Genomic DNA, 18,995 nt, shown 5'->3' with positions numbered 1-18,995 from the left:
GAAATGAAACCGCCGTCCATCGTTGCCGATGGGCGGCGGTTTTGCCTGTTGCGCGCCGGACACCCGGCGCATCCGCTCAATGCTTGCGGTGCGGGCAGTTTTCTTTCGTGCAGGCGCCGTACAAAGCCAGCGCATGCTCGTGGAGCTTGAAGCCGCGCTCTTTCGCGATGGACTGCTGACGGCGTTCGATCTCGGCGTCGAAGAACTCTTCCACGCGGCCGCAGTCGATGCACACGAGGTGATCGTGATGCGAACCTTCGTTGAGTTCGAAGACGGCCTTGCCCGATTCGAAATTGCTTCGCGACAAAAGTCCGGCTTGCTCGAACTGCGTGAGCACGCGATAAACCGTGGCGAGACCGATATCCAGCTCTTCGGTGAGCAGGTTTCGATACACGTCTTCAGCGGTCAGATGGCGCACCGGACTGTGCTGGAAGATTTCGAGAATCTTGAGGCGGGGCAGGGTCGCCTTGAGCCCGATATTTTTGAGATCGGCGGGATTGGTCATGGCTAGGCATCCCTAGAGTACAATTTGAGGTTCTCATAGTAATGCGTTTTGACCGTTCCCGACATCATGAACAGAAATGACACGGATCGGTCCGCATGAGCACGTGACTGTCGCGTATTGGCTCACGTATTGGCTTGGATTGGCTTGGATTGGCGCGGCCTTCGAAAACGCCTCGCGCGAAAGGTTGAAATGTTCTCAAAAATTTTATCGAATTGCAGGGAGAGCCGTCGCATGCGGGGAACCATGATCGCTGCAACCGTGGCCGCATTGCTGGCCGGTTGCTCGACTTACGACAGCATCACGCAGAAGATCGCGCAGAGCATCACGCCGTATCGGATCACGGTCGTGCAAGGCAATTTCGTTTCGCAGGAAGCAGCAAGCCAGATGCAGGTCGGCATGTCGCGCGATCAGGTCAAGCAAATTCTCGGCACGCCGCTTCTCACCGACATGTTCCACGCGGATCGCTGGGACTACGTCTTCTACTTCAAGCGCGGTTCCACGTCGGTCGTGCAGCAGCGCGACTTCGTCGTGAACTTCGCGAGCGAGCGCGTGGTGAGCTGGTCGGGCGGCGAGAATCTGCCTTCGAACCTCGAACTGCTCGCGGAAATCGACGGCGACAAAGGCGTGAAGGTCGCGAAGGCCGCGGTGCCTCCCGCTTCCGCGCCGGTTGCGGCATCCACCGTGGCCGTGACCGCTCCGGCGGGCGAGCCTTCCACGCAGCCAAACGCAGCGGCGGCTTTTTCGGGCGACGCGAACCAGCAAGCGGCGCAGGCCGCGAATCGCGCGACCGCTCAGGTGGATACGCCAACGGGCCGTCAGCGCTCTTCGGCCTACAGCAGCGCGCCGCAAAGCGCGGGCGGTGCGCCGGGTTCGGCGGGCGCGGGCGGCAGCAACTCGCAAATCCAGTTGCAGCGCAAGCCGCAGCAAATCAACATTCCGGATAGCAGCGCGGTAGGCCCGGCGAGCACGTCGCCCACGCCTTCCAACGCCGGTAGTCAGACGCAGTTCTCCATGCCGCAGTAACGCGGCGCCGACGGGAACCGGCGCGCTCCTCGCGCGGTTCCCGTTGCTTCCAATCTGCATCATCCAGCGCGTGACCGTTGCGCGCTTCGACACGAGACAGCCATGAAGATCGCCATCGCCGGGGCATCGGGCCGCATGGGCCGGATGTTGATCGAAATCGTTCTCAACGATTCCGACGCGGAACTCGTCGGCGCCCTCGACCGGCCCGGCGTGCCGCAGCTCGGCCAGGACGCGGGCGCGTTTCTCGGCAAGACCACGGGCGTCCTGCTCACCGACGACATCGAACGCGTGTTCGCCGCCGCCGATTATCTGATCGACTTCACGCGCCCCGAGGGCACGCTCGCGCATCTCGAAGCCGCGCTGCGTCACAACGTGAAAATGGTGATCGGCACGACCGGTTTCTCCGATGAACAGAAGGCGCAATTGCGAGCCGCGGGCGCGAAGATCGGCGTCGTGTTCGCGCCGAACATGAGCGTTGGCGTGAACGTCACGCTCAAGCTGCTCGAATTCGCGGCGAAGCACTTCGCGGAAGGCTACGACATCGAAGTGATCGAGGCGCATCACCGGCACAAGGTGGATGCGCCTTCTGGCACCGCGCTCGCCATGGGCGAGGCAGTGGCCAAGGCGCTCGGCCGCGACCTCAAGGACTGCGCCGTCTACGCGCGCGAAGGCGTGACCGGCGAACGCGACCCATCGACCATCGGTTTCGCGACCATTCGCGGCGGCGATATCGTCGGGGATCACACGGTCATGTTCGCGGGCATCGGCGAGCGCGTCGAGATCACGCATAAATCGGCGAGCCGTCTGTCTTACGCGCAGGGCGCGCTGCGCGCGGTGAGGTTTCTCGCGAGCCACGACAAAGGCTTTTTCGACATGCAGGACGTCCTCGGGCTGCGCTGAGATTCATGGCGGCCACAGGCGTCATTCATTATCTTCAAAGCGGCGATGCGGTCACGCATGCGATTGCGGGCGTGCTTCTCGCCATGTCGTTCGCGAGCTGGTGTTTTCTGCTGGTAAAGGCGTGGGTGCTCACGCGCGCGAAGCGTCAGGGGCCGCGCGGGGTGCAGCGGTTCTGGCAGGCGGCGACGCTCAAGGACGGCATCGGCGCCTTGCGTGCAGTCGATCGCGAGCGCGTATATCTGCCGCTCGCCGAGGCTGCGTGGCGTGCGTCGGAAGCCGAGATGCCGGGCGCGTTGCTCGCGCGCGTGGAACGCAGCGAACGCGTGCTGCGCGCGTTGCGGCAAGCGTTGCTGAATTCACAGCGGCGGCTGGAGTTCGGGCAGGTTCTGCTGGCGTCGGTGGGCAGCACGGCGCCGTTCGTCGGGCTGCTCGGGACCGTGTGGGGCATTTATCACGCGCTGACCAGCATTGCGGCGAGCGGACAGGCAATGATCGAAACCGTCGCCGGTCCGGTTGGCGAGGCGCTTATCATGACGGCCTTCGGGCTCGTCGTGGCCATTCCGGCGGTGCTCGCCTACAACGTGCTCGGGCGCTACGTGCGGCAGATTTCCGAGGAACTCGACGGCTTCGCGCACGATCTGCACACGTTCGTGTGCGGTGAAGGCAAGTAGGGGAGCGCGAGGCGATGGCGTTCGGCGGACTCGACAAAAAGCCCAATAACGCGCCAATGGCGGACATCAACATGACGCCGCTCATCGACGTCATGCTCGTTCTGCTCGTCATCTTTATCATCACCGCGCCGCTTTTCACGCATGCGATCCGGCTCGATCTGCCGAAAGTCGCGTCGCAGCCGGCGCGCGAGACGCCGCAGACCATCACGCTTTCCATCGACGATGCGGGCAAGCTCTACTGGAACGACGCGCCCATCAGCATGAACGACATGCGCGCGCGTTTCGCGGATGCCGCCAAGGCCGCGCAAAAGCCCGAAGTGCATTTGCGGGCGTCGAGCGCGACGCGCTACGAGGTCATCGCGCAGGTGATGGGCGCGGCGCAGCAGGCGGGGTTGGAGCGGATCGGGTTCGTTACGCAGCCGGTCGGGCAACCGGCGCGGTAGGCGCGTCCTTTATGTTTTGCGGCGGTTGGCAGCGCCGGGCGGGATGCAACTTCAGCGTGCCGGTCAAATGTATTTTCCCGCTTCGTACACTTGAGCTTTGCAGCGACGGGAGACGCGAAGCGCGGCACAATCCCAATGCGCTCCTCGATCAAGCTTGCATTGCGCGTATGTCGCTCGATCGGCTTACTTGGCGGCGTTTGACTTCTCACCGGCGGGCGCTCGAAGCTTTGCATCGGCACCAAGCACCGCGCCGCCTCCGCCAGAAAGCCCCGCACACGCATCTCGAAGCCTGCCGCCATCGCCTGAGCAAGTTGACACGACGGTATAATCGCCCTTTGCCCGTGCTTTGCGTTGCTCGTCAGCAGCAGGACGAAACACCGGGCGCAGCGCCAATCCAGACCGACACGCCGCAAAGCGCGTCCGAGGTCCGTTCCCAGCATTTGCGTAAAGCCACCACACCATGCACGATAAATACGTACCCGCCGACGTCGAATCCGCCGCGCAGAGCAACTGGCGCGCGAACGACGTCTACCGGACGACCGAGACGTCGGCCAAGCCCAAGTTCTATTGCGTCTCGATGCTGCCGTATCCGTCGGGCAAGCTGCACATGGGGCACGTGCGCAACTACACCATCAACGACGTGATGTACCGTTATCTGCGCATGAACGGTCACAACACGCTCATGCCGATGGGCTGGGACGCGTTCGGCATGCCCGCCGAAAACGCGGCCATGGCGAACAACGTGCCGCCGGCAAAGTGGACCTACGAAAACATCGCGTACATGAAGAAGCAGATGCAGTCGATGGGTCTCGCCATCGACTGGTCGCGCGAAGTCGCCACCTGCTCGCCCGAGTACTACAAGTGGAACCAGTGGCTGTTTCTCAAGATGCTGGAAAAGGGCATCGCGTACAAGAAAACCGGCACGGTGAACTGGGACCCGGTCGATCAGACCGTGCTCGCGAACGAGCAAGTCATCGACGGGCGCGGCTGGCGCTCGGGCGCGCTCGTCGAGAAGCGCGAAATTCCGATGTACTACCTGCGCATCACCGACTATGCGGACCAGTTGCTCGACGATCTCGAAGGCCTCGGCTGGCCCGAGCGCGTCAAAATCATGCAGCAGAACTGGATCGGCAAGAGCTTCGGCGTGAACTTCGGTTTCCCGTATGAGATCGATGGCGAGGCGAAGCTGCTGCGCGTGTTCACCACGCGCGCCGACACCATCATGGGCGTCACCTTCGCGGCGATTGCTGCGGAGCATCCGCTCGCCACGCGCCTTGCCCGCGACAACGCGGACTTGCAGGCGTTCATCGAGGAATGCAAGCGCGGCGGCGTGGCGGAAGCCGATGTCGCCACCATGGAAAAGAAGGGCATGCCCACCGGTTTCTTCGTCACGCATCCGCTGACGGGCGAACAGGTCGAAGTGTGGATCGGCAACTACGTGCTGATGTCCTACGGCGAAGGCGCGGTCATGGGCGTGCCCTCGCACGACGAGCGCGATTTCGCGTTCGCGAAGAAATACGGCTTGCCGATCAAGCAGGTCATCGCCGTCGAAGGCAAGACATATTCGACCGATGCCTGGCAGGAATGGTACGGCGACAAAACCGCCGGGCGTCTCGTCGACAGCGGCAAGTACGACGGCATGACGACCGAGGAAGCCATCAACGCGATCGCCGCCGACTTGAAAGCGAAAGACTTCGGTGACAAGCAGATCACCTGGCGTCTGCGCGACTGGGGCATTTCGCGTCAGCGCTACTGGGGCACGCCGATTCCAATCATCCATTGCCCGAGTTGCGGCGACGTGCCGGTGCCGGAAAAAGACTTGCCGGTCGTGCTGCCGGAAGACCTCGTGCCGGACGGCACGGGCAATCCGCTCGCGAAGTCCGAAGCGTTCCTGAACTGCGCGTGCCCGAAATGCGGCGCGGCGGCGAAGCGCGAAACCGACACGATGGACACCTTCGTCGATTCTTCCTGGTACTTCTCGCGCTACAGCGCGCCGGACGCCAAGACCATGGTCGACGAACGCACCGATTACTGGATGCCGATGGACCAGTACATCGGCGGTATCGAGCACGCCATTCTGCACTTGCTGTACTCGCGCTTCTGGACCAAGGTCATGCGCGACATGGGCCTCGTGAAGTTCGGCGAGCCCGCGAAGAATCTGCTCACGCAGGGCATGGTGCTCAACGAAACGTTCTATCGCGAAGACGCGGCGGGCAAGAAGACCTGGTACAACCCGCTGGATGTCACCGTCACGCACGACGACAAGGGCCGTCCCACCGGCGCGACCTCGAACGCGGACGGTCAGCCGGTCGTGCTCGGCGGCGTCGAGAAGATGTCGAAGTCGAAGAACAACGGCGTGGACCCGCAGACGCTCATCGACCAATACGGTGCGGATACGGCGCGTCTTTTCGTTATGTTCGCCGCGCCGCCGGAGCAATCGCTCGAATGGTCGGGCGCGGGCGTGGAAGGCGCGAGCCGGTTCCTGCGCCGTGTGTGGCATTTCGGACACGACAACGCTGAAGCGCTGCGTCAGCACGCGAAGCTCGATGCATCGAAACTCAACGATGCCGATCGCGCGCTGCGCCGCGAAATCTATACGGTGCTCAAGCAAGCCGACTTCGACTACGGCCGCCTGCAGTACAACACGGTCGTTTCGGCCGCGATGAAGATGCTCAACGCGCTCGAAGGCGCGAAGCAGTCGAGCGAAGGCGTGCTCAACGAAACCTTCAGCGTGCTGTTGCGCGTGCTGTATCCGGTCGTGCCGCACGTCACGTTTCAGTTGTGGTCGGAACTCGGTTACGCCGATAGCTTCGGTCCGCTGCTCGATGCGCCGTGGCCGAAGGTCGACGAAGCCGCGCTCGAACAATCGGAGATCGAACTCGTGTTGCAAGTCAACGGCAAGGTCCGTGGCGCGCTGACGGTCGCGAAGGACGCATCGCGCGAAGACATCGAAAAGGCCGCGATTGCGCACGAGATGTTCGAGAAGTTTGCCGAAGGGCGTGCGCCGAAGAAGGTCGTCGTGGTGCCGGGACGCCTCGTCAACGTGGTCGTCTGATGATGAGCGCCAAGGGAGTGGATGTGACCGGAAAACGAGTCGAGGCAACCGGCATGGGCAGGCGTTCGTTTCTGGCGCTGCTTGGCGGCGCGCTCGCCGTATCCGCGTGCGGCTTCCAGTTGCGCGGACAGCAGGACTACGCGTTCAAGCGGCTCTCCATTTCGGGCGGCACGCCGCAAATGGTCGCGCGGCTCGAACGCATGGTGCAGGGCGGCAGCGATACGGTCATCGTCAAGGCAGGCGAGAAGCCGGACGCCACTTTGTCGCTGTCCGAGGGTACGGGCATGGGCACGCTGAGTCTGAATTCGCAGGGCGTGGTGCAGGAATACGAGCTCGATTTCCGGCTGACGTATTCGCTGCTCGGCGCCGACGGCACGTTGCTGATTCCGCCTAGCGTCATCGCGCTGAATCGCGCAATGACCTACAGCGACCAGTACACGCTCGCGAAATCGCAGGAAGCGACGCTGCTCTACAACGACATGCGTAACGACGCCGTCGATCAGTTGACGCGCCGGCTTGCCGTCGTGCGTTCGCTGCATCCGGCGCCAAGCGAGCAGACGCCGGGCATCGCGCCACGCGCGCCGTTGCCGACGCCGCCGCTTTGAACGCGCGCGCTCATCGACCATCATGCAGTTGAAGCTCGACGCGCTCGAAGCGCACCTCGCGAAAGGTCCGAAGGGTCTGTACGTCGTTTATGGCGACGAGCACCTGCTCGCGCAGGAAGCGTGCGACCGCATCCGAGCCGCGGCGCGCGCGGCGGGTTTCACGGACCGTACGGTGTTTACCGTCGAGCGTGGTTTCGACTGGAGCGGGTTGATCGGCGCGACGCAGTCGATGTCGCTCTTCGGCGACCGGCAACTGATCGAGTTGCGCATTCCCACGGGCAAGCCGGGCAAGGAAGGCGCGGAAGCGTTGAAGACGCTCGCCGCCGCCAATAACCCCGACATCCTCGCGCTCGTCACCTTGCCGCGTCTCGATGGCGCGACGCAGAAGTCCGCGTGGTTCACGGCGCTGATCGGCGCGGGCGTCGCGCTGAAAATCGATCCAGTGGAACGCGCGCAATTGCCCATGTGGGTCGGTCAGCGGCTTTCGTTGCAAGGTCAGCGTGTGGCGCCAGGCGAAGAAGGGCGGCGAGCGCTTCTGTTCATTGCCGAACGCGTGGAGGGCAATCTGCTCGCGGCGCATCAGGAAATCCAGAAGCTCGGGCTGTTGTATCCGCAAGGCGTATTGAGTTTCGAGCAGATTCACGATGCCGTGCTGAACGTCGCGCGCTACGACGTCTTCAAGCTCAACGAGGCCATGTTGACCGGCGATATCGGCCGGCTCGCGCGCATGCTCGACGGTCTGAAGGGCGAAGGCGAAGCCGCCGTGCTCGTGCTGTGGGCGCTGGTCGAAGAGGTGCGTACGCTGCTGCGTATCAAGCGCGGCGTGGCATCGGGCAAACCGCTCGCCACGCTCATGCGCGAGAACCGCGTCTGGGGTCCGCGCGAACGGTTGATCGGCCCGGCGCTCTCGCGCGTGACCGAGGAAGCGCTGGAGAAGGCGCTTTCGCTGGCGGCGCGGCTGGATCGGCAGGTGAAGGGGCTGTCCGGGAGCACGGGCAAGCGCGGCAGCGAACCGCCGCCCGATCCCTGGGCCGGCATGTTCGAGCTAGCCATGGCTGTCGCGCATTCCAGCAAGGCCGCGCATGCCGCCGCCGTTGCGCCACCGGCGCGAGTGCGTCGCTAGACGCTTGAGCGGGCGCTGTTGCAATACGCTCACCGCTTAGAATGATTTTTTCAGTGCTCGCCGTTGTTCGGACGAAGCGCGATATCCAGACATTGCGGACGCCTGCGGCCCGCAAAGAGACACATGATGAACATCGATCACTACATGGCCGACCTTGGCCGGCGCGCGCGCAAGGCGTCGCGTGCCATGGCGCGGGCATCGACGGCGGCCAGAAACGCGGCGCTGCATGCGGTGGCGCTCGCTATTGCCGAGGAGCGCGAAGCACTCAAAGCGGCGAATGCCCGCGATCTCGCCCGCGCGCGCGAGAAGGGTCACGACGCGGCGTTCATCGACCGTCTGACGCTGTCGGACAAGGCGCTCGACACGATGGTCGAAGGCTTGCAACAGGTCGCGGCGCTGGCCGATCCCATCGGTGAAATCAGCGGGCTCAAGTATCGGCCGAGCGGCATTCAGGTCGGGCAGATGCGCGTGCCGCTTGGCGTGATCGGCATCATTTATGAATCGCGGCCGAACGTGACGATCGACGCGGCCGCGCTGTGCCTCAAGTCGGGCAACGCCACCATTTTGCGCGGCGGTTCCGAGGCGCTGGAATGCAACACGGCGCTTGCAAAGCTCATCGCCAAGGGCCTCGAAACGGCCGGCTTGCCGCAAGATGCGGTGCAGGTCGTCGAGACGGCGGATCGCGCGGCGGTCGGCAAGCTCATCACCATGACGGAGTTCGTCGACGTGATCGTGCCGCGCGGCGGCAAGAGCCTCATCGCGCGGCTCATGGAAGAAGCGCGCGTGCCCATGATCAAGCATCTCGACGGCATCTGCCACGTTTATGTCGATGACCGCGCGGATCTCGCCAAGGCCGCGGTGATCTGCGACAACGCGAAGACGCATCGCTACGGCACCTGCAACACGATGGAAACGCTGCTCGTCGCGCGAGGCATCGCGCATGAGGCACTGCCGGCGCTCGCGCGCGCGTTTCAGGCAAAGGATGTCGAACTGCGTGTGGACGGACTTGCGCGCGCCGTGCTCGAAGCGGCGAATGTGGGTTCGCTCGTCGATGCCACCGAGGTCGACTGGACCACCGAATACCTCGCGCCGGTTCTGGCGATCAAGGTCGTCGAGGACCTCGATGAAGCGATCGAGCACATCAACATCTACGGCTCGCATCATACGGATGCCATCGTCACCGAAGACCACGACCGCGCCATGCGCTTTTTGCGCGAGGTCGATTCGGCGAGCGTGATGGTCAACGCATCGACCCGTTTCGCCGATGGCTTCGAATTCGGTCTCGGCGCGGAAATCGGCATCTCGAACGACAAGCTGCACGCGCGCGGACCTGTCGGGCTGGAGGGGCTGACGTCACTAAAATACGTCGTGCTCGGGCGCGGCGAAGTGCGTCAGTAAGGTTACGCGATGCTCTGGATCAAATCGCTGCATATCGTGCTGGTCGCGTCGTGGTTCGCCGGGCTTTTCTATCTGCCGCGCATTTTCGTGAATCTCGCGATGGAAAAGGACGCGGCTGCAACCGCTCGCTTGCTGCTCATGGCGCGCAAGCTGTTTCGCTTCATGACGTTCATCGCGGTGCCCGCCCTGGCGTGCGGGCTTTGGTTGTGGCTCGTGGTAGGCATTGGCGCGGGGCAGGGCTGGCTGCATGCGAAGCTCACCGTCGTTGCGCTGATCATCGTTTATCACGCTTATTGCGGGCGCTTGCTGCACACGTTTCAACGTGGCGAGAATAAGCGGTCGGACAAGTGGTATCGGATGTTCAATGAATTGCCGGTGCTGGGTCTTTTAGGCGCGACGTTGCTTGTCGTGGTCAAGCCTTTTTAGCTTGCCTTTTTCACGCATCGCGCTGTTCAAGTAGCGCTAGCACTATTTCGCCGAATGCTTCCGGCCGTCCCTCGAAGAAGCGTTGCACGACTTTCGTTTCAAGCATCCACGCGCGTAGCGCTTCTCTCTCATCCCGGTTATTCGCCAACCGGACAGCAGCCTCAACGTAGTCGTTCACAGTCGTGGCGACCATCCATTCCGGCATCGACGCGCGTGCGAACATCGCGCCGTCGATATGCTCGAACACTTCCGGACCCGTTTTGCAGATACCGGGCAAGCCGACTGTGAAGGCATCTACGATTCCGTTTGTGTTGCCGAATGGAAAGGGGCTCAGAAACATGTCCATGTTGGCGAGCTGTTCGGCGTATTCCTCGTAGGGCAAGAATCCGTGAATCGTGAATGAGCCGGAAGGAAGATACTCGCTCAGCACGCGATTCAGGTGCATCAAGGTGAACACCTTGCTGCCGCTCGCAATCAAATGCAGATGCACTTGCGGCCCTGCCCGCTGCGCGATTGCCCTGCAGGCAGTGAAGAAGGACGGATTGAGCTTCATCGGCGTCGCGGCGATGGCAATGTCAGTGCGGTTCTTGCCAACCGGCGTGCGGGCCGGAACCGCGCTCAATAAACTCGATGCGATATAAGGCTGTCCGTCCTTCGGCAGCCGCATGAGTTTTTCGCTGAAGCAAGCCGGGTCGCCGACATAATCATCTTCGACACTGATGTAGTCGATGCAGTCCGAATGCGTCGTCGCCGGGTGCCCGAGCGCCGCAATTTGCAGCGGCGCGACGCGGGTGTTTGACAAGAAAATGGTCAGAACCGACATGCCCACGCTCGGCATGTACAGCACGCTTGGGTGCTCCGTTTGCGCGAAGTCGCGAATGAGGCGGACTTGGTCGAGCACGTTGGCGCCTTCCGGGAGATCGATAGTTCGATCGAATACCCGACGACCCGCATCGTCGATAAAGCGAGGTGCGCAGAACGCGACTGTTTCGAAGCAACGTCTTGCCGCAGCGAGCGTTGCGGAATGCGTTCGCACGATCGAATGCCCGCTGTTGAAACTTTCCGCGACGACCAGCATGAGCGGAGGTGCGTTCCGTTCGCGCTCGGGTGGTGGCTTGGTCGTATCGAGATCGGTCAGCCCGAAATTCGCAAGACCCAGGCGCACGAGACCGTTGATGCCTTGTTTCACGGCATGTCGGTTTCCCTCGGTGTAAGTGCAATGCATATACAGCGCCCAGAGACTCGTCAGATCGAGCGGCGGCGACTCATTCAGTTTGTCGATCGAGCCGGTCAGCCATTCGAGCAAGCGGATGCGTCGTGCACACGCAATCGCGCTGCCGCCGAATTGTTCTCCTCCGATACCGATGGCAAGACTCAACGCCGAAGCGCGGTCGGCGTTCCAAAGTTGCGCGATATCGAGGTCGATGCGTGATTCCGGGCTGTACAGAATGCTCAGGCGTCGAGCGGTGTCGGCAGAAAGAGTGGATGCGTCGGCGTTGCCTTGGCGACGAGCAAGCAACTCACGCACGAAATGGTCGGTATGACCGGGCGACGTGGCAGCCGCGATGCTCCAGATGAGCGAACGCTGAACTTGCAACGATTGCAAACGAACGTCGGTCCAGGTGAATCGCGGATTCACGAGCATGCTTCCTAAAGCATGACAAACGCGGCTGGCGAAATGCTCGTCCGACTCGGATCTATTGGCGAACGCTCGGGCGTCGCCGTGGGACATGAGGTCGGCCAGATTCATATACGGAAATCTTGCCAACCGTTCCGAGAACTTGCCGAACAGGGCGAGAGCTTCATCGAAGTCTTCGCCATTGATACAGGACTCGAAACGTTCAAGTGAAAATACGCCGCTGGTTTCCATTTGCTCTACTGATCACTTAATCGCTGAAGCTCATACTAAATGATCGTACTGGCAAAGTAAGCCGATTGAACCAACTGTCACATTCGCGGCCGGTGTGCTGCGTCGATCAAAGGTCGACGCGTCTTCGTTCCAGCACATCCTTGGCCTCGGCAAGACGCGCAGCCAACTCAGGGCCACGTGCCAACGCCATGCCGACCGCGAGAATATCGCCGATGGCCAAGTGCGATACGCGGGAAGTCATCGGCGAGAAAATATCCGTGTCTTCGTCGACATTCGCGAAAAGCCCGATATTCGCCATGCGCGCGAGCGGCGAATTGCCATGCGTGATAGCGATCACGCTCGCGCCGCGATCCATTGCCGATTTGCACGCGTCGAGAATGTCTTTTGTGCGGCCAGTATTGGAAATGGCGACGACGACATCGCCGGGTCCGAGCAGCGCCGCCGAAGTCGTATAGGTATGCGGGTCCGAATACGCAACCGACGGCACGCCGAGGCGGAAGAACTTGTGCTGCATATCCAGCGCCGCGATGCCCGATCCGCCCGCGCCATAGAACTCGATGCGACGCGCGTTGGCCAGCACGCCAATCGCGGCGGCGACGCTGTCCGACGACAAGCTGTTGCGCACCTGGATCAGCGCGCCGATGGTGCGGTCCAGAACCTTCGCGGCAACGCCCGCAGGCGGCTCGTCGCTGCGGACATCGCGATAAACCGTGGGAACGTCCCCTGCCACGCTTTGAGCAAGACGAATCTTGAACTCGCGAAAGCCGGAAAAGCCCAACGCCTGACAGAAGCGCGCGATCGTCGGCTGACTGACGCCGGCCCGCGCCGCAAAATCGGTCATCGACAAGTCGAGTACCTCGCGCGGCGCTTCGAGCACGTAGTCGGCCAGCTTGCGCTCCGAAGGGCGCAATTGTTCTCGCATCGCCTCGACTTGGGACAGTAACATCGGGAATCTCGCCTATGCTGGAAAATTGCCTGCGACTATAGCTGATCGCTGCTTTGTACATTTACTACACGATCCGATGTGTAGGTTTAGGGGATTTCCCTGAGTTCGCTGCCGGTAAAAGCGCCAGATACGCGAACGCTTAACAAATAAAGGCGGATCGCAAGTTGTCTGCTTGTAGTTTTTCTACTAACATTTCGTTTCACGGCACGACGCAAAATAATCAGATAGCTGCCAGTCCTCGCGACGTCCAACCCAATACCTCGACGGCAAGCACGCCGGGAGTGAGACAAAGGAGCTCCGATGGTTTCCCCGCATTCGCAACTCAAGAAGGTCACCGACCGCGTGATCGAACGCAGCAAGTCCACCCGTTCGGCTTATCTGGCGCGCATCGACGCCGCGCGCGGCAAGTTCCCGGCGCGCGGCGCGTTGTCGTGCGCCAACCTCGCGCACGGCTTCGCGGGTCTCGAAGGGCAGGAAAAGTTCGCGATCAAGGCGGTGCGCGAGCCGAACATCGGCATCGTGTCTTCTTATAACGAAATGCTGTCGGCGCATGCGCCGTACAAGAGCTTCCCCGACATCATCAAGCAGGCGGCGCAGCAGCACGGCGGTATTGCGCAATTCGCGGGCGGCGTGCCGGCCATGTGCGACGGCATCACGCAGGGCAACGCTGGCATGGAGTTGTCGCTGTTCTCGCGCGAAGTCATCGCCATGAGCACGGCCGTGGCGCTCACGCACAACATGTTCGATGCCGCCTTGTGCCTCGGCGTATGCGACAAGATCGTGCCGGGTCTCGCCATCGGCGCGCTGCAGTTCGGACATCTGCCGACCATCTTCGTGCCCGCCGGTCCGATGACGAGCGGCCTCACCAACGACGACAAAGCGAAGGTTCGTCAGGAGTTCGCGACGGGCAAATGCAACCGCGACGCATTGCTCGAAGCGGAAGCGGCGGCTTATCACGGTCACGGCACATGCACGTTTTACGGCACGGCGAACAGCAATCAGATGCTGATGGAAGTGATGGGCCTGCATCTGCCGAGCGCTGCGTTCGTGCATCCGCATACGCCGTTGCGCGATGCACTTACCGCCGAGGCCGCGCGTCGCGTACTGGATATCACTCTCGAACGCGGCCACTACACGCCGATTGGCCACGTGGTCGATGAGAAAGCGATCATCAACGGCATCGTCGCGTTGTTGGCGACAGGCGGCTCCACGAATCACACGCTGCATCTGGTGGCGATAGCGCGCGCGGCGGGGATCATCATCGACTGGAACGACTTCGATCAACTGTCGCAGGTCGTGCCGTTACTCGCGAAGATCTATCCGAACGGCAAGGCCGATGTGAACCATTTTCACGCGGCGGGCGGCGTTGCGTTCCTCGTGCGCAGTCTGCTCGAAGGCGGCTTGCTGCATGAGGACGTGCAGACGGTCGTCGGTCATGGGCTGTCGCATTACACGAAGGAGCCGAAGCTCATCGACGGCAAGCTCCAATGGGTCGACGGCGCTAAAGAAAGTCATGACAGCAAGGTGCTGCGTAGCATTGGCGAGCCGTTTCAGCCGGATGGCGGTTTGCGGCTCATGCAAGGCAAACTCGGGCGGGGTGTGATCAAGATCTCGGCGGTTGCGCCTGAGCATCGCGTGGTGAAGGCGCCGGCTATCGTGTTCAATTCGCAGGAAGAAGTGCAGGAGGCGTTCGACAGGGGCGAGCTCAAGCGCGATTTCGTGGCGGTCGTGCGCTTTCAGGGCGCGCGCGCGAATGGCATGCCGGAGTTGCATCGATTGACGCCGTTGCTCGGCGTGTTGCAGGATCAGGGCTTCCATGTGGCGCTCGTGACCGATGGGCGCATGTCGGGCGCATCGGGCAAGGTGCCTGCGGTAATCCACATATCGCCTGAAGCGTTGTTGCATGGTCCGATCGGCAAGGTGCGCACGGGCGATATGATCGTGATCGATGCGCCGTCGGGCGTGCTCGACGTCGACATCGATGCCGATGAATGGGCGGCGCGTGAAGTGGAGGCGCCGCTGCATCAGGCGCAAAACGAGGCGGGCTTCGGGCGTGAGCTGTTCGGCGTGTTCCGTCACGCGGCGTTGCCGGCGGAAGAGGGCGCGTCGGTGTTTGGCGCGCTGCTTGACGCCGCGTCTGCTCCGTCGCACCGCTCGCCCGATGTCGTGAAGGCGCATGCGACACATTGAGTCATAGGCCGTTGCTGCCTGAAAAAAACCTCGCGGCTTGGCCGTTAGACAACGGCGCCGCATCAAACACCAGGAGTCGTATCACATGAAAACGGTAAGCGAAATCGTCCGTCTGGGTCCTGTCATTCCTGTTCTTGCCTTCGATTCGGTCGAGCAGGGCGAGCACGTCTCGCGCGCGCTGCACGCTGGCGGCGTGAAGGTGTTGGAGATTACTTTGCGCACGGCCGCGGGTATCGCGGCAATCGAGCGGGCGAGTCAGCTTGCGGACGATATCGTCGTGGGCGTCGGCACGATCACGAAAGCCGAGCATTGTGCACAGGCAAAGAAGGCGGGTGCGCAATTCGGTGTGTCACCCGGCTTGACGCGAGACATGCATAAGGCTGCGCAAGATGCGGGCTTGCCATTGCTGCCTGGCGTGATGACACCGAGCGACATCATTACGGCGATGGAACTTGGATATGAAATCGTGAAGTTTTTCCCGGCGCAGCAGGCGGGTGGAATTCCGATGCTGCAGGCTTTCCATGGGCCGTTTCCGAATTTGAAGTTCTGTCCGACGGGCGGGATTACTGCCGAGACGGCGACGAGCTTCTTGGCGCAGCCGAATGTGGTTTGCGTGGGCGGGTCTTGGTTGACGCCGAAGGCTGCGCTGGCTGCGCAGAATTGGGAGGAGGTTACGAGGCTGGCGCGGGCGGCTACGGAGTTGGCGGCGCAGGGGTGAGTTGCTGGGCTAAAGAGGTGTGATTTCTCTCGCGCATGAGCTTGTCCTTGGAGGCGCGTCCTTTGTACGAAGGTGACGTGCCCTGAGCCGAGCTCGCGTTTCGTGGTGGAACTCGCTTATCGAGCCCTCTTCCGATCTAGCCGGTTCTTGTTGGCCCGCATCTTCGACGTGACGCTTGAAATATCGACTTCTGCTTTTTGTGCGTCACGCCCGCGCTGCACACACCCTTGATGGCGGTGACGTAGGACCCAAGAGCTCATCCTTCAAAATGCTTGGGGGTTCTTCAACAAATTTCGGCTGACACTGACGAGTTAAGCGTTGTGTCGTGTTGAGTAAGAGTTCAGCACTTGGTCGTCGACGTTTTTAGTCTTATCCGTCAGACCAACGGCTCGAGCAAGCCGTCGCTGAGTGGCTCCGCACCACTGGCTGCATCACGGCAAGATGCAGACGATGTGTGAATTAACAATTCAATCGATGCTTCTAAGTTAAATTTGAGCATCTTAAAAATTGAAATCTACTCAACGTGCGAAACGGCCCGATGGTTTCGTTTGTTGAGCGATTTGGTTCAAACCAGTACTGTTCGCCAATTCATTAAGACAGGCTAAGAAAGGTGTGGATTTGAATAAACAGATTCTGCGAATTTTCTCCGCTATACGCCGTCGATAATTGAATTCGTGATCCACGGACACGAACGATTTCAGTAGTATAAAAAGAGCGAGCTGAGACAAAGAGAATCATTGATATCCGCACTGGTGATGGCTGAAAGCAGGTGACAGAGAAACGAACTTGACCGCAGGATGCTGAACCAGAAGTAACTGCTTCTGCAAGACTCGACATTTGCTGACGCTTGCGAGCGAGCAACGATAAGCAAGCAACAAGCGACGTGCGACGCGAAGCGAAATAGGCCCGATTCGACACCTAGTGCGCCTTCGCTTCTTCCTAAGTGGAACAAGTACACATGGCTCGATGTATTGGTTCGAACCGCACCTCGACGCTATAGCAGAGTAACAGAGGCCACCGTATTGCACTGTGCTGGCGTCGGTGCGCGCATTCGTGCATTTTCATTCGTCGCAACCAAGACGCTGCTAATGCAATGCTTGCGACGCGTATCTTGTTCATGAGCGAGGTGGCGAATCTTGCCGACATGGTGGGCGCGGACATCGAGGCAGTGCGGCGTGGCATAGGATCGTGCCGTCAAGACGAGCCTCAGTGATATAAAGCGAGACATCGTTACGAACTGTGGCGACGCTTTCTTGCGCCGATCTTCCTCACGCTCTTTGAGTAAAATGCCCCGAAACTTCTTGGCTTTTCCACCGAAAGCGGTCGGACGTTTTAGCCTGCCAGACTGCCTTGCAGCGTTGGCAGACTAGAACCCTGGCACCGTCATAGGACGACTCTCATAAACCGTCAGGTTCACTGGGAATTTCAGGTGTTCTTCTATATATTTGACCAAGGAATCCGCTTTTTGTCCCCCGGCAAAAACGCTTGATTACGGTCTCTCCTGCTTCCCATCAGCGTTTGGCAAATGGCAACGCGTGCGTCTTTGGGCACAGCAGTCTCTCAAACGCAAAGCCAACAGCGCAGCGTTTCAATTTCTGAAAATGCGCTTCGTCTTTTCTGGGATAACAACTAATGACAATCCGAATCGGAATTTCTGTCGTAACGCATCAAGGACAGAACATCTGGCAGAACGGGCTTGGGCAAAATGTCATCTTCTTGGCGGAAGCTCTCCAACGGTTGCCGTTCGTAGAAAGCGTTTCGTTGATTGATGTTGGCGATCAAAACGCGATGCCGCCGCAAGTCGATCTGTCGTCTAGAAGGGTGCGCATCATGCGCGCAGCGGACGCAACCAATCATGTCGATGTGATTTTCGAGATGGGCGGCGCGCTGGATACCCAGTGGCTTGATCTCATGCGCGCACGCGGCAAGAAGGTGGTTTATTACTGCTGCGGGCAGACGTAGACAGCGTGCTCAGGCTTGTCGACAACGTGCTGACCGAGCTATTGGTCGAACTCAGACCAGTGGACAAGCTGCTCACCGCGCCGTTGGTGGTACTCAAACCGGTCGACAACGAAGTGACCGTCGTCGCCAGACCATTAACCGCGCTTGAGGTCGTGCTGAAACCTGTCGACAGGCTGTCGACCGAGCTGTTCAAGGTGCTCAAGCCGGAAGACAGGCTGCTCACCGCACTATTCGTGGTGTCGAGAACCGTCGACAACGAGCTGGCGCCAGTCGAGATGGAACTCGAAAGCGAGCTCATGCCTGTCGACAGCGTATCCACTCGACTGCTCGTGGTGCTCAATCCCGTGGAGATACTGTCAACCTTGCTGCCCACCGTGCTGACGTCGGTGGAAAGGCTCGTCACCGCGCTATTCGTCGTGCTCAGTCCGGTCGACAGAGAGCTCACGGACGATGACATCGAGTTCACGCTGCCATTGACAGTACTAAAGCCGGAAGAAAGACTGTTGACCGCGATGTTGGTCGTGCTGAGCCCGGTAGAAAGACTGTTGACCGCGCTATTGGTCGTGCTCAAGCCAGTCGACAGGCTGCTAACCGTGCTTGTCGTGGAACTCAGAACGGTCGACAACGAGCGCGTTTGCCCAGGCGCTCGATTCAAGCAACCATCAATTACCCGGCAGTTGAAAGATGTTCAAGTATCTTATTTCCATCATCTCCGCAGCGGCAATGTTGTCTGCATGCACCACCGACACAGGCATGGCCTATACGGCTCGAAAGGTGAACATCGCAAATCAGGGCGAAGCCTATCGTGCCACATGCTCCGGTCTGTTCGAGTCGCAGAAGTCGTGCATGAGCGCGGCGACAAAGATTTGCCAGGATCGCCAAGTGGTTTTGGTGCAGGCAGTCGACGGTCTGCAAGGCAATCAAGGCCGTAACAATCCGCGCGAGATCACCTTCACCTGCGGTTCTGCCGCATCGACCGCGAATCCGGCGTCTTGATTCAAGCTGTTCGAATTAGCGCGAAGCAATAGGCACGAAAGAGCCGACTCTCAACGAGAGTCGGCTCTTTTCATATTCAAGCGACGGCGCGCGCATCCAAATTTAGCTTTATGTTGTCCTTCGACCGCTTTACGGACGACTTTCCCGCTTACCAGTAAAATCCC

General features: G+C 60.7%; 16 protein-coding genes and 1 pseudogene. 14 read left to right on the top strand and 3 right to left on the bottom strand.

Going from position 1 to position 18,995, the window contains the following annotated elements; genetic code table 11:
• Positions 1-76 precede the first annotated feature (76 nt).
• Positions 77-505: a ferric iron uptake transcriptional regulator gene (gene fur / locus NCT03_RS11715; protein ID WP_244826232.1), complete on the bottom strand. Its 429-nt coding sequence runs from the start codon at positions 503-505 to the stop codon at positions 77-79.
• Between the two features lie 231 nt (positions 506-736).
• On the opposite strand from fur, the gene NCT03_RS11710 reads away from it, so the two are divergent.
• The 9 genes from NCT03_RS11710 to NCT03_RS11670 all read left to right on the top strand — a co-directional run bounded on the left by NCT03_RS11710 (position 737) and on the right by NCT03_RS11670 (position 10,149).
• Complete coding sequence (locus tag NCT03_RS11710) at positions 737-1,528, top strand: outer membrane protein assembly factor BamE (RefSeq protein ID WP_244826231.1); 792 nt, start codon at positions 737-739, stop codon at positions 1,526-1,528.
• A 102-nt stretch (positions 1,529-1,630) separates the two neighbouring features.
• Positions 1,631-2,428 carry a 4-hydroxy-tetrahydrodipicolinate reductase gene (gene dapB / locus NCT03_RS11705; protein ID WP_250492719.1) on the top strand — a complete coding sequence of 266 codons (798 nt, stop codon included), beginning with the start codon at positions 1,631-1,633 and terminating at the stop codon, positions 2,426-2,428.
• A gap of 5 nt (positions 2,429-2,433) precedes the next feature.
• Positions 2,434-3,099 carry a MotA/TolQ/ExbB proton channel family protein gene (locus NCT03_RS11700; RefSeq protein WP_244826229.1) on the top strand — a complete coding sequence of 222 codons (666 nt, stop codon included), beginning with the start codon at positions 2,434-2,436 and terminating at the stop codon, positions 3,097-3,099.
• Between the two features lie 14 nt (positions 3,100-3,113).
• A complete protein-coding gene (locus NCT03_RS11695; protein ID WP_250465639.1) occupies positions 3,114-3,542 on the top strand; it encodes an ExbD/TolR family protein in 429 nt (142 codons plus the stop codon).
• A gap of 460 nt (positions 3,543-4,002) precedes the next feature.
• Positions 4,003-6,597 (top strand): leucine--tRNA ligase, encoded by a 2,595-nt coding sequence (gene leuS / locus NCT03_RS11690; protein ID WP_250492718.1) that lies wholly within the window; start codon positions 4,003-4,005, stop codon positions 6,595-6,597.
• Between the two features lie 53 nt (positions 6,598-6,650).
• On the top strand, positions 6,651-7,202 hold the full coding sequence (locus NCT03_RS11685; protein WP_244828112.1) for an LPS-assembly lipoprotein LptE: 552 nt from the start codon (positions 6,651-6,653) through the stop codon (positions 7,200-7,202).
• 22 nt (positions 7,203-7,224) lie between these two features.
• Entirely contained in the window at positions 7,225-8,325 is a 1,101-nt protein-coding gene (gene holA / locus NCT03_RS11680; RefSeq protein ID WP_250492717.1) for a DNA polymerase III subunit delta, read from the top strand.
• A gap of 126 nt (positions 8,326-8,451) precedes the next feature.
• Positions 8,452-9,723: a glutamate-5-semialdehyde dehydrogenase gene (locus NCT03_RS11675; RefSeq protein WP_250465734.1), complete on the top strand. Its 1,272-nt coding sequence runs from the start codon at positions 8,452-8,454 to the stop codon at positions 9,721-9,723.
• A gap of 9 nt (positions 9,724-9,732) precedes the next feature.
• Entirely contained in the window at positions 9,733-10,149 is a 417-nt protein-coding gene (locus tag NCT03_RS11670) for a CopD family protein (protein ID WP_244826225.1), read from the top strand.
• A gap of 10 nt (positions 10,150-10,159) precedes the next feature.
• Here the strand turns inward: NCT03_RS11670 and NCT03_RS11665 are convergent, their stop codons facing one another.
• Both NCT03_RS11665 and NCT03_RS11660 read right to left on the bottom strand, forming a co-directional pair.
• Positions 10,160-11,788: a hypothetical protein gene (locus NCT03_RS11665; RefSeq protein ID WP_502800368.1), complete on the bottom strand. Its 1,629-nt coding sequence runs from the start codon at positions 11,786-11,788 to the stop codon at positions 10,160-10,162.
• A gap of 337 nt (positions 11,789-12,125) precedes the next feature.
• A complete protein-coding gene (locus NCT03_RS11660) occupies positions 12,126-12,965 on the bottom strand; it encodes a MurR/RpiR family transcriptional regulator (protein WP_244826223.1) in 840 nt (279 codons plus the stop codon).
• Between the two features lie 300 nt (positions 12,966-13,265).
• Here NCT03_RS11660 and edd point away from each other — a divergent pair, with 300 nt between their 5' ends.
• From edd to NCT03_RS33810, 5 genes and pseudogenes are all read left to right on the top strand, one after another.
• Positions 13,266-15,155, top strand: coding sequence for a phosphogluconate dehydratase (edd, locus tag NCT03_RS11655; RefSeq protein WP_250492715.1), 1,890 nt, complete (start codon positions 13,266-13,268; stop codon positions 15,153-15,155).
• 85 nt (positions 15,156-15,240) lie between these two features.
• Entirely contained in the window at positions 15,241-15,873 is a 633-nt protein-coding gene (eda, locus tag NCT03_RS11650) for a bifunctional 4-hydroxy-2-oxoglutarate aldolase/2-dehydro-3-deoxy-phosphogluconate aldolase (protein WP_250492714.1), read from the top strand.
• A 1,081-nt stretch (positions 15,874-16,954) separates the two neighbouring features.
• Positions 16,955-17,062: pseudogene (locus NCT03_RS11645) on the top strand (hypothetical protein); the annotation flags it as partial.
• A gap of 443 nt (positions 17,063-17,505) precedes the next feature.
• The gene (locus NCT03_RS11640) at positions 17,506-17,835 is read left to right on the top strand and encodes a DUF2827 family protein (protein WP_250492713.1); all 330 of its coding nucleotides are present in this window, start codon (positions 17,506-17,508) and stop codon (positions 17,833-17,835) included.
• 59 nt (positions 17,836-17,894) lie between these two features.
• Positions 17,895-18,767 carry a hypothetical protein gene (locus tag NCT03_RS33810; protein WP_284503178.1) on the top strand — a complete coding sequence of 291 codons (873 nt, stop codon included), beginning with the start codon at positions 17,895-17,897 and terminating at the stop codon, positions 18,765-18,767.
• Positions 18,768-18,995 lie beyond the last annotated feature (228 nt).

Origin of the sequence: Caballeronia sp. GAWG1-1 (assembly GCF_023631465.1) — a bacterium.
Taxonomy (GTDB): Bacteria; Pseudomonadota; Gammaproteobacteria; order Burkholderiales; family Burkholderiaceae; genus Caballeronia.
This window is presented reverse-complemented; position numbering and strand designations above follow the sequence as displayed.